The sequence below is a fragment of the Paraclostridium dentum genome (assembly GCF_012922555.1).
GTDB lineage: Bacteria > Bacillota > Clostridia > Peptostreptococcales > Peptostreptococcaceae > Paraclostridium > Paraclostridium dentum.
Genome location: NZ_WIPK01000091.1, coordinates 1 through 576, shown reverse-complemented (window position 1 = coordinate 576; position 576 = coordinate 1). Strand labels below are relative to the sequence as shown.

1 protein-coding gene is annotated in these 576 nt (G+C 47.9%); it reads left to right on the top strand.

Annotated features, from left to right (window positions below; genetic code table 11):
* A partial coding sequence (rpsD, locus tag GFJ41_RS21010) for a 30S ribosomal protein S4 (RefSeq protein WP_170076001.1) occupies nt 1–562 on the top strand: 562 nt, incomplete at its 5' end.
* Between the last annotated feature and the right edge of the window lie 14 nt (nt 563–576).

Here is a 576-nt window from a genome sequence, read left to right as displayed (position 1 = left end):
CAAGCAATCCAAGACGTACAAGGTCCCTCGCCGTCCTTTCGAGTCGGCTCGTCTTGATGCCGAACTCAAGCTTGCTGGTGAATACGGTTTGAGAAACAAACATGAAATTTGGCGTGTGGCTCTTACCCTTTCCAAGATTCGTCGTGCCGCCCGTGAGCTTTTGACACTTGATGAGAAGGATCCCAAGCGTCTTTTTGAAGGTAATGCCATCATTCGTCGTCTTGTTCGTTTGGGTATTTTGGATGAGTCCCGTATGAAGCTTGATTATGTGTTGGCTCTCCGTATCGAGGACTTTTTGGAGCGTCGTTTGCAAACTCAAGTCTTTAAGCTTGGTTTGGCTAAGTCCATCCATCATGCACGTGTGTTGATCTTCCAACGTCACATCCGTGTTGGTAAGCAAATTGTCAATGTTCCTTCCTTCGTTGTCCGTTTGGATGCCCAAAAGCATATCGACTTTGCTCTTTCCTCTCCATATGGTGGTGGTCGCCCTGGTCGCTGCAAGAGAAAGCGTCTCCGCTCTCAACAAGAGGGTGGTGAAGGTGAAGAAGCCGAAGAGGAGTAATTCTTTTCTTTGAC